This window comes from Algoriphagus sp. NF (assembly GCF_028823735.1).
GTDB lineage: Bacteria > Bacteroidota > Bacteroidia > Cytophagales > Cyclobacteriaceae > Algoriphagus > Algoriphagus marincola.
This window is the reverse complement of the sequence record NZ_JAPEIB010000044.1, coordinates 21,390-29,089: the sequence shown is the minus strand read 5'-3', so window position 1 is coordinate 29,089 and position 7,700 is coordinate 21,390. Positions and strand designations below refer to the sequence as shown.

The 7,700-nt window shown below is 42.1% G+C and carries 12 protein-coding genes; 9 read left to right on the top strand and 3 right to left on the bottom strand.

The genetic code is table 11. The annotated features are described in order from the left end of the window. A partial coding sequence (locus OU792_RS16420) for a hypothetical protein (RefSeq protein WP_274670762.1) occupies positions 1–367 on the top strand: 367 nt, incomplete at its 5' end. A gap of 107 nt (positions 368–474) precedes the next feature. Here the strand turns inward: OU792_RS16420 and OU792_RS16415 are convergent. The 3 genes from OU792_RS16415 to OU792_RS16405 all read right to left on the bottom strand — a co-directional run bounded on the left by OU792_RS16415 (position 475) and on the right by OU792_RS16405 (position 1,973). After that, positions 475–744: a hypothetical protein gene (locus OU792_RS16415; RefSeq protein WP_274670761.1), complete on the bottom strand. Its 270-nt coding sequence runs from the start codon at positions 742–744 to the stop codon at positions 475–477. A gap of 7 nt (positions 745–751) precedes the next feature. Then, entirely contained in the window at positions 752–1,498 is a 747-nt protein-coding gene (locus OU792_RS16410) for a ParA family protein (protein WP_274670760.1), read from the bottom strand. A gap of 67 nt (positions 1,499–1,565) precedes the next feature. Further along, on the bottom strand, positions 1,566–1,973 hold the full coding sequence (locus OU792_RS16405; protein ID WP_274670759.1) for a helix-turn-helix domain-containing protein: 408 nt from the start codon (positions 1,971–1,973) through the stop codon (positions 1,566–1,568). A 686-nt stretch (positions 1,974–2,659) separates the two neighbouring features. Between OU792_RS16405 and OU792_RS16400 the strand changes: the two genes are divergently transcribed. The 8 genes from OU792_RS16400 (at position 2,660) to OU792_RS16365 (ending at position 7,688) form a co-directional block, all read left to right on the top strand. After that, positions 2,660–3,223, top strand: coding sequence for a GNAT family N-acetyltransferase (locus OU792_RS16400; protein WP_274670758.1), 564 nt, complete (start codon positions 2,660–2,662; stop codon positions 3,221–3,223). A gap of 2 nt (positions 3,224–3,225) precedes the next feature. Further along, on the top strand, positions 3,226–4,146 hold the full coding sequence (locus tag OU792_RS16395; protein WP_274670757.1) for a helix-turn-helix domain-containing protein: 921 nt from the start codon (positions 3,226–3,228) through the stop codon (positions 4,144–4,146). Positions 4,147–4,298: 152 nt separating this feature from the next. Beyond that, positions 4,299–4,664 carry a plasmid mobilization protein gene (locus OU792_RS16390; RefSeq protein ID WP_187176473.1) on the top strand — a complete coding sequence of 122 codons (366 nt, stop codon included), beginning with the start codon at positions 4,299–4,301 and terminating at the stop codon, positions 4,662–4,664. Next, positions 4,661–5,989, top strand: a complete 1,329-nt coding sequence (locus tag OU792_RS16385) for a relaxase/mobilization nuclease domain-containing protein (RefSeq protein ID WP_274670756.1) — start codon at positions 4,661–4,663, stop codon at positions 5,987–5,989. Before OU792_RS16390 ends, OU792_RS16385 begins: the two co-directional genes overlap by 4 nt. Beyond that, positions 5,973–6,650, top strand: a complete 678-nt coding sequence (locus tag OU792_RS16380; protein ID WP_274670755.1) for a ParA family protein — start codon at positions 5,973–5,975, stop codon at positions 6,648–6,650. Before OU792_RS16385 ends, OU792_RS16380 begins: the two co-directional genes overlap by 17 nt. Beyond that, positions 6,629–6,973, top strand: coding sequence for a hypothetical protein (locus OU792_RS16375; protein WP_274670754.1), 345 nt, complete (start codon positions 6,629–6,631; stop codon positions 6,971–6,973). The genes OU792_RS16380 and OU792_RS16375 overlap by 22 nt, the downstream gene beginning before the upstream one ends. Before the next feature lie 2 nt (positions 6,974–6,975). Next, a complete protein-coding gene (locus OU792_RS16370; protein WP_274670753.1) occupies positions 6,976–7,362 on the top strand; it encodes a hypothetical protein in 387 nt (128 codons plus the stop codon). After that, entirely contained in the window at positions 7,359–7,688 is a 330-nt protein-coding gene (locus OU792_RS16365) for a DUF4134 family protein (protein WP_274670752.1), read from the top strand. The genes OU792_RS16370 and OU792_RS16365 overlap by 4 nt, the downstream gene beginning before the upstream one ends. Positions 7,689–7,700 lie beyond the last annotated feature (12 nt).

The window sequence follows — 7,700 nt, the reverse complement described above, 5'->3', positions numbered from 1 at the left end:
ACCAATTGTTCAGGTTATTCTGATGACTTTAAACGGGGGACTTACACACATAGTTAGTATCCCCTTTAACAATGATAAACTTGAGTCATTGGAGACTACAGGAATTATCTTTAACACCTTAATGACTGTTTTTGGACTCTTCCTTTTTTTCAAATCAAAAGAGACTTGGAGTAGAATTTTGACTTCCTTTTTAGTGTTATTCTTCGGGCAGGGTATGATGCTATTTTCTATTGATAATTTTTTAAAAAAAGACGATTCATATCAAATCTACTGGGCAGCTTTAAGTGGAATACCAATGCTCTTAACAGTTCTTGTTGGACTATTCAAATATTTGACTTTGAATCTTAGACAGGTGACAAAAACTTAATGTGGGCCAAGACTTTTTTTTGCGTAAGGCAGGAGAAATAGAAACTCATTTTTTTGCTCTTCTGTCCTGGTGTCTGAATTTTTTATTCAAAAATGAATTAGCTATTCCTAAATCCCATAATACTCCGCCACCGCCTTCAAAATCATATCCCGCATTGATAATTTTGTTTCTCGGCCGATCTCATATTTCAGCTTGTCAAACATGGCGGTAGGAATCCGAAGGGAATAGATTTTCACATCTTCGGTGTCAAATTCTTTGCTGGATACTTTTTCTTTTTGCTGGATTTCTAGTTCGGGATTGATCAGAACTCCGATGCCTCGCTGTTTGGTGCCGAGGTTTTTATTGCCCTTGCTTGGGTCATTTAGCTTCTTAGCCATGTATTGTTCAGTTTAATCTGTTTAGAATTTCCTCGACCAGCATTTCATAATCCTTGGCCCCATTGGACTCAGGTGCATAGTCGAAAATGGTTTGGCCTTGGAGTTGGGCTTCAGCCAAGGCTACATTGATCCGGATTTTGGTGTCGAATACTTTATCCTGGAGATCTTCAGTAAGTTTCTCCACAATGGTTTTGGTTAGGATTCGATTAGGATTGATTTGGGTAATGAATACTCCTCCGATTTCCAATTTATCGTTTAGGTTATCCCGGACTTCATTGACTATCCCAAGTAGCCTGTCCACTCCTTTGTAGGCAAAATACTCGCCTTGAAGCGGTAGCAAAATGGTATCACTGGCTACCATGGCATTGACGGTCAGTAACCCAACCGAGGGGGGACAGTCAATGATGATGTAGTCGTATTCTGAGCTGATTGGCTTTAGGAGTTTATGGAGGATTTGCTCCCGGCCAATTTTGGATACGATCTCCATTTCGGCGCCCAAAAGATCGATAGAAGAGGGAACCAAGTCCAGATTCTCGGAGACATTTAGGATCGGCAACTTTTTATTCTCCCGGATGGAATCATAAACAGATAATTCCGGGTCACCTTTTCCCAATCCCTCAGTCAGATTTGCTTGGGAATCGATATCCAATAACAAAACTTTAAGACCTTTTTTGGCAAGCCCAGCACCGATGTTGATGGAGGAGGTGGTTTTACCCGTTCCTCCCTTGTGATTCATGATGGAAATTGTCTTCATAGCTCTTTGGTTTAACTAAAGATATGAAAATGTGTTTCCATAAAAAAGTATTTATATAAAAATGTATTTACTTTTGATTAATCCTGGATTCCAAGTTCTCGATGATCAGGTTCTTGGATCTTACCAATTCGCTGTAGGTGCTGTTCTCAGCAGAGAGTCGGGTCACTTCTTTTTGAAGCCTGTCGATTTCGGCCTGAAGCCGCTCAAAGAAATGCTGTTCGCTTCCCAGTTTGTCCGAATCCATTTCGCGGTCCTCGATGGTTGCTGTGAACATTTCACCTTCTCCAGTCTCCAGCCACTGGAGATTGATGTGGTGTTCCCTTTTTAAAAGGATCTTTATTTTTCCTGAAACGCTGTTCTTGCCTCGTTCTATGTCAGAATACCCTGCCTGAGTCAATCCCAAGGAAGCTCCAAAGCCTGCTTGGGTCTCTTTAAGGAATTTTCTAACGATTTTTAACCGTTGATTTTCAGTCATATCTGGATGATTCGGGTTTTAAAACGATAAATTCTTTCCATAATATAGCAAAACCATATATTTTTATAATTGGATATATTCAAAGGAATTATCCTTGGCCTTTTCGGATTGCTCAATCGAGCTGTTCTGCTCGGGCTTTTCATTCTTTGATTTCTTGAACTCAGGGGGGCCATCAGCAAATAGAGTCTGAGAAACAGGACCTTGTTTATTTTCCCTTTTGCCGGTCTACTGCAGATCACTTATGACAAATATATACTTACAAATGTATTTTGAAAGATGATTATTGGTTTTCTGTATATGTACATATCTGCATATCTATATATATCGAAATACCGATATAGGGATATTTCGATATCCTTTTTCTAATGATCTGAGGTTTGTTCCGATTTTAATCAGTACGCCACATTTAATTTTCAGCCAAAAATTTTGGCACCTTTTCCCGGTAGTGGGGAATCTATGGCCTTGAGGGATGTTAAAGAATTGACCTTGCTTTTTTCAGCATGTGAAGATGAATAAGAGTGTTGAGGAACCTTTTGCGTGTTCCTTGCAAGTTGTGTATTTGTGACACAAATTCTGCCGAATTTTTCTCACAAACACGCACTTGCCATTCCGGTGATTCTTATCAGAATCATCCAAAATGGAGGGATTTAACCTCGCAACTCGGTAAAATTTTAAATGACTGAACCATGAGAAAATTCATTGAACAGGATCGAGAAAAAATCATTAACATATTAGTGAATTCTTTTGAAGGCAATAAATCCGTGGATTTTGTCGTGGGCAAATCAGCTGCCGGAAGAAGAATTCTCATGGAGTACAGTTTGGCAAACTGTCTGGAAAACGGAGAAGTGTATGTATCCGATAGCGGAAAATCCTGCGTCTTGATCAAGTATTCTGACCGAAAGCAAAAGCCTTTTAATCTTTGGATTTGGGACTTGAAACTTGCACTACAAGGGATTGGAATATCGAGAATTTCAAAGGTGCTCAAACGGGAATCCAGCATCGAAGGTGTCCAGCCCAAAGAGCCATTTCTCTATGTTTGGTTCATTGGCGTAGAGCCAGAAAGCCAAGGTAAAGGCGAGGGTTCCAAGCTGCTCAAGTCAGTTCTTGACATGGCTGAAGACAAGAAGCTTCCTGTTTGCTTGGAGACTTCGACAGAACGCAATTTTAAATGGTATGAGAATTTTGGGTTCTCAGTGTATGCATCTTCCGCTCAATTTGGCTTCCCATTTTACTTCTATAGAAAGGATTAATTATGACAGTGTTTGGAACTGACATGCACCTGGCGACTTTTATTTTTGTCGTGTGCGAGGTGCTATTTTTTGTCTCTCAGTTGGTTTTGTATCTCCAAAATCCCGCTGAAAAGAATCGTCAATACTATTTGATTCTCCTGGGTCTCTTGATCATTTACAATATTGCGGGAGGTTTATTTCCAGATCCCGCTCTCCCGATTGATATCAATTTGCAGATCAATCTTGCCTACGGGACTGGCTTTGTAATGGGGGCGTATTTTCCCTATTATTTTTATCGAGTTTTTGAACTGGATGATTTGAGATGGAATGCGCGCATCGGCGTTTGGATATTTTTGATAGCTCCATTCCTGCTTTTCTTTTGTATTGGGCTTCCATTATTGGATGACCTTCCAGCCACCATCTGGTATGGTTTAGCTATTCCTTTGGTTTATGCGATTTATTTGATTGTGATCATTTTTCTGAGTATCCGAAAGAAATTTGAAGGATCACAAAATTCATTGGAAGCAATTTTGACTTATTCGGCAGCGGTACCTTGGGTCTTGTTACCGGTTTTTAGTTATGTTGATGCCTCCCAATTCGTCGAGGTGATTTGTACCAATGGAGGCTTTATCATCATCACGTTTTTGTTTATTCGAAAGATGATCTTCGAAAACAGAAAGGTCTTCGCAAAACTCAATGATTCTGACCTGAGACCTCCTGTTGATCCCAGTGCTTTTTTTGGCCAGCGATGTGCCGAATTGGGTTTGACCAAACGAGAATGCGAAGTGGCGGAGAAAGTAGCCCAAGGCCTTACCAGCAAAGAAATCGCTGAAGAACTTTTTATTTCAGAACGAACTGTCAACAAACACCTTCAAACAATTTTTAAAAAAGCTGACAGCAAAAATCGAGTTGAGCTGATCAACGCCCTGAATTCCTACTCATAATCCTGATTTTCTAGGCTTTGTCCTCTGACTAAGTATATCTGCGTATAGGGATTTCTCTATACGCAGATATGCCTATTTATCCCAATTACGCAGTTTTAGGTATTTTTTTTCGGCTGCGAAATCCAATCCTTTACCCCCATCAACATGTCGCCATGATGGAGAAAAGAGAAAATCTCTCTTGGGTATCAGTCCGGTTAAAGCCGGATGTTTTTGCCCGATTGAAGGAGGAAAGCAGATCCCTTGGGGTGTCTTTAAGTCATTTGATCAGAATGAAGCTAAGTGCTGACACGATCAAGATCATTGACACCAAGGGAATCCTTAATGCAATCGATAAGGTGGTTGCCGAACAGGCCAGGGTGAACAACAATATCAACCAGCTGGCCAAGCACGCCAATACCTATCGAGATAAAATTTCCCCGGAGATTTTTCTGAATCACACCATACAGATGGCCAAGCATCTTGAGCATCGGGATTTCATGAACAAGTTTTTGAAACAGATTTATCAGGCAATCAAATGAGAGTTAAAATCCTTTCCAGCACGAGTTCATTCAATGGGGTAACCTACAACACGAACAAAACCCAAAATGAAAAGGGAGAACTGACCCGGCTTCGGAATTTTGGGTATTTGCAGGATACCAAGGATGTGGGACCGAATGAGGTGAAAAATTACCTGATAGCTCATTCGAACAGAAATACACTGGTCAAGGACAAGCAGTTTCATGCGATGATCAGCTGCAAGGGCAGGGAGTATTCCAAAGAAGAGCTGACTGATATTGCCCATGAGTGGATTGATAAAATGGGCTATGGAGCTAATCCCTTTTTGATCGTTTTTCACAAGGACACGGCAAATAACCACGTCCATATTGTTTCATCGAGGATCGACAGAGAAGGCAAAAAGATCAGTGATTCATTTGAAAAGCTCAGAGCACAGGAAGCAATCAATGAGATCATGAGGCTTAATCCAAAGCATGAAGCAGTGAAGGCTGCGGATAGCTTGATGGAGTTTCGCTTCAGTACCAGAGCCCAAGGCTTTCTGTTCCTTGAAAATCTGGGATTCAAAGTAAGGGAAAAAGACGGGCAAATCGAATTGATCAAGTATGGTTCGGTACAAGGTCAGATTCCTGTTTCAGAATTCAACCAAAAGATCCAGTCCTATCAGTTGGATAAGGATCGGGCCAAACAGCTAAAGGCGATTTTGGATCGGTATTCCAAGGTTTATCAATCCCTACCTATTTGTCTTTTTGAACCTAAACCTGGCGGCAAAGAAGGAAATCAAACCGGGTATCGTTCAGATCTCGGTGATTTTATTCGGGACAAATTTGGGCTTCAGCTCGTATTTCATGGCAAAGATGGAAAAAGACCCTATGGCTATTCCCTGATTGATCATCTCAACAAGATCATTTTTAAGGGAAGTGAGGTGTTTCCGATTCAGCGATTTTTTGAACAGAATGGGGAAAACCAATCCTACCAGCCTGAGAAATCAGGCAAGGAAAAGCCTCTCGATTTGATCGAGGCAAAAGTAAAGCTCCAATCTGCCCTCAATGATTTTTCGACCGTTCGGCAAGGCTTGGAGAACCATGCTTTGAAGCTGGAGAATCGGGATGGGTATTCTTACCTGAAAACAGCCCAAGGAGATATCGCAGCCAGCGACATTCTTTCTGCTGAGCAACAGCTGGCATTACGGCAATACTTCCAAGAAAGCGAACCCCATAAGGAAGGACAAAGCCAAACGATTTTTGACCTCGCACCGGTACTCAATATCGCCGATGACATCGATGATGAGTCGGTTCACGGCAGGAAAAGAAGCAAAAAGCGCAGGGGAGACAATGAATTCACCAGATAAAGGAAAGGCCATGATCATTCTATTCGCAAACCAAAAAGGCGGAGTGGGGAAAAGTACCCTTGCGGTTCTGTTTTCAAATTTTGCCGTCCAGAAAAGGAAAAGAAAGGTGAAAGTCTTTGATATGGACTTTCAGCAGTCGCTTTACAACAAGTATCTCAATTCGGACCTCTTGGAAAATGAGAGGCTGTATGAAGTCGAGCTATCGAGTATTCCGGGGTTCAAGTCTATCCGAAAAAGAGCCTCCCAAGATCCCAGAATTCTCACCGTCATTGACCTTGCCGGGAGAATGGATGACGACAACCTGGTCCCGGTACTCAAGGAATCAGAATTGATCATCTGTCCATTTTGCTACGATGAATACAGCGTCACCAGCACCTTTGAGTTTTGCTATGTGGTCAAAAAGGTGAATCCCGAGAGCCGGATCATCCTGATCCCCAACAGAGTCAAAACATCGGTCAAGTACGAAACCATGGAAAGTGTCAATCAGGCACTCGGCCAATTTGGTGAGTTGACCTCCCCGGTATCGGATCGGATAGACTTCCAAAGACTAACTACCTCTTACACTCCGGAATCCCTCGTGCCTATCCTGGATCCCATTTTCAACAAATTATTTGATGATCACATAGAAGCAGACCAGCCATGGGAAACGGAGACTACATAAGCAAACTTGTCCAAGGAGTAAGGGCAGATCTGGTACTACCTGAAAATGAGGCGAAGCCTTCTATAAAGTCCAAAAGAAAAGTGACTGTCAAAACCAGAAGCCGTGGAATCAATAATCTGATAAGTGCTATAAAGGATTTTGAAGTAAACGGAGATTCTAAACGGCTGATTCGGATGGACACTCGAACAGAAGAAGTCCTGAAACTACTCAGTCCCACTTTTGGAGTGGACGTGACCTCTTTTGTGAATTTCCTATGCTGGGACTTTCTGGAAAACAATCCGGAACTGGTCAACGAAATCAAACAATCCATACAAAAACTATAGCCATGAACTGGACAGACTTCTTTCTATACCTATCCCTTTTCTATGTGGTGTATTATGCGGTAAATGTCGTCATCGATGTTTTGCGAAAGCCACAGGTTTCAGAAGTGTCGGCAGGGAATGCCTACACATTCCAGACGGAACTCAATGAGTTTGACGAAAGTCCGACAGTGATTGAGGATAATGAACCGATGCTTGATCCAGTGAAGCCCAAGACGGAATCGGCTTCAGAAGTATGGGTCAACAGCGAGGAGGATTCGGAGGATATCGAATTTGAAATCAACGATCCCAGCCCAGTCAAATCCACCGGAGGGGTGACTACGCTCAATTCCCTATTTGTCCTAGCCAAGGAAGGCAGTATTGAAATGAAAAAGAAAGTCGTGTTCTCATGAAGCTATTTCATCGCTTTATCATATTCTCTATCCTTTCTCTCTTTCTCTTTTTGTCGGGATCAGAGACTTATGGCCAATCCCCTCCTGGAGTTTCAAAATTTCAGGAAGTGGAGACCGATATGAAAAGTTTCTATGTGGCTCTTTCCCGACTCTCATTTGTCGTGGGCGCAGTCTCAGGATTGCTTGGCGGTCTTCGGGTTTACAACAACTGGCAAATGGGAAGACATCAGATCGATGTGCAGGTAGTCAGTTGGTTCGGAGCCTGTTTATTCTTGGCCACGATGGGCTTTTTTCTCAGCGGATTGTATGCTGTTCCACTGACTTGATACCCCCAAAAA

What these genes read in the sequence shown, in the direction of transcription:
- OU792_RS16415 (WP_274670761.1), bottom strand. Translation starts at nt 744, where the DNA reads ATGGCTAAGAAGCTAAATGACCCAAGCAAGGGCAATAAAAACCTCGGC.
- OU792_RS16410 (WP_274670760.1), bottom strand. Translation starts at nt 1,498, where the DNA reads ATGAAGACAATTTCCATCATGAATCACAAGGGAGGAACGGGTAAAACC.
- OU792_RS16405 (WP_274670759.1), bottom strand. Translation starts at nt 1,973, where the DNA reads ATGACTGAAAATCAACGGTTAAAAATCGTTAGAAAATTCCTTAAAGAG.
- OU792_RS16400 (WP_274670758.1), top strand. Translation starts at nt 2,660, where the DNA reads ATGAGAAAATTCATTGAACAGGATCGAGAAAAAATCATTAACATATTA.
- OU792_RS16395 (WP_274670757.1), top strand. Translation starts at nt 3,226, where the DNA reads ATGACAGTGTTTGGAACTGACATGCACCTGGCGACTTTTATTTTTGTC.
- OU792_RS16390 (WP_187176473.1), top strand. Translation starts at nt 4,299, where the DNA reads ATGATGGAGAAAAGAGAAAATCTCTCTTGGGTATCAGTCCGGTTAAAG.
- OU792_RS16385 (WP_274670756.1), top strand. Translation starts at nt 4,661, where the DNA reads ATGAGAGTTAAAATCCTTTCCAGCACGAGTTCATTCAATGGGGTAACC.
- OU792_RS16380 (WP_274670755.1), top strand. Translation starts at nt 5,973, where the DNA reads ATGAATTCACCAGATAAAGGAAAGGCCATGATCATTCTATTCGCAAAC.
- OU792_RS16375 (WP_274670754.1), top strand. Translation starts at nt 6,629, where the DNA reads ATGGGAAACGGAGACTACATAAGCAAACTTGTCCAAGGAGTAAGGGCA.
- OU792_RS16370 (WP_274670753.1), top strand. Translation starts at nt 6,976, where the DNA reads ATGAACTGGACAGACTTCTTTCTATACCTATCCCTTTTCTATGTGGTG.
- OU792_RS16365 (WP_274670752.1), top strand. Translation starts at nt 7,359, where the DNA reads ATGAAGCTATTTCATCGCTTTATCATATTCTCTATCCTTTCTCTCTTT.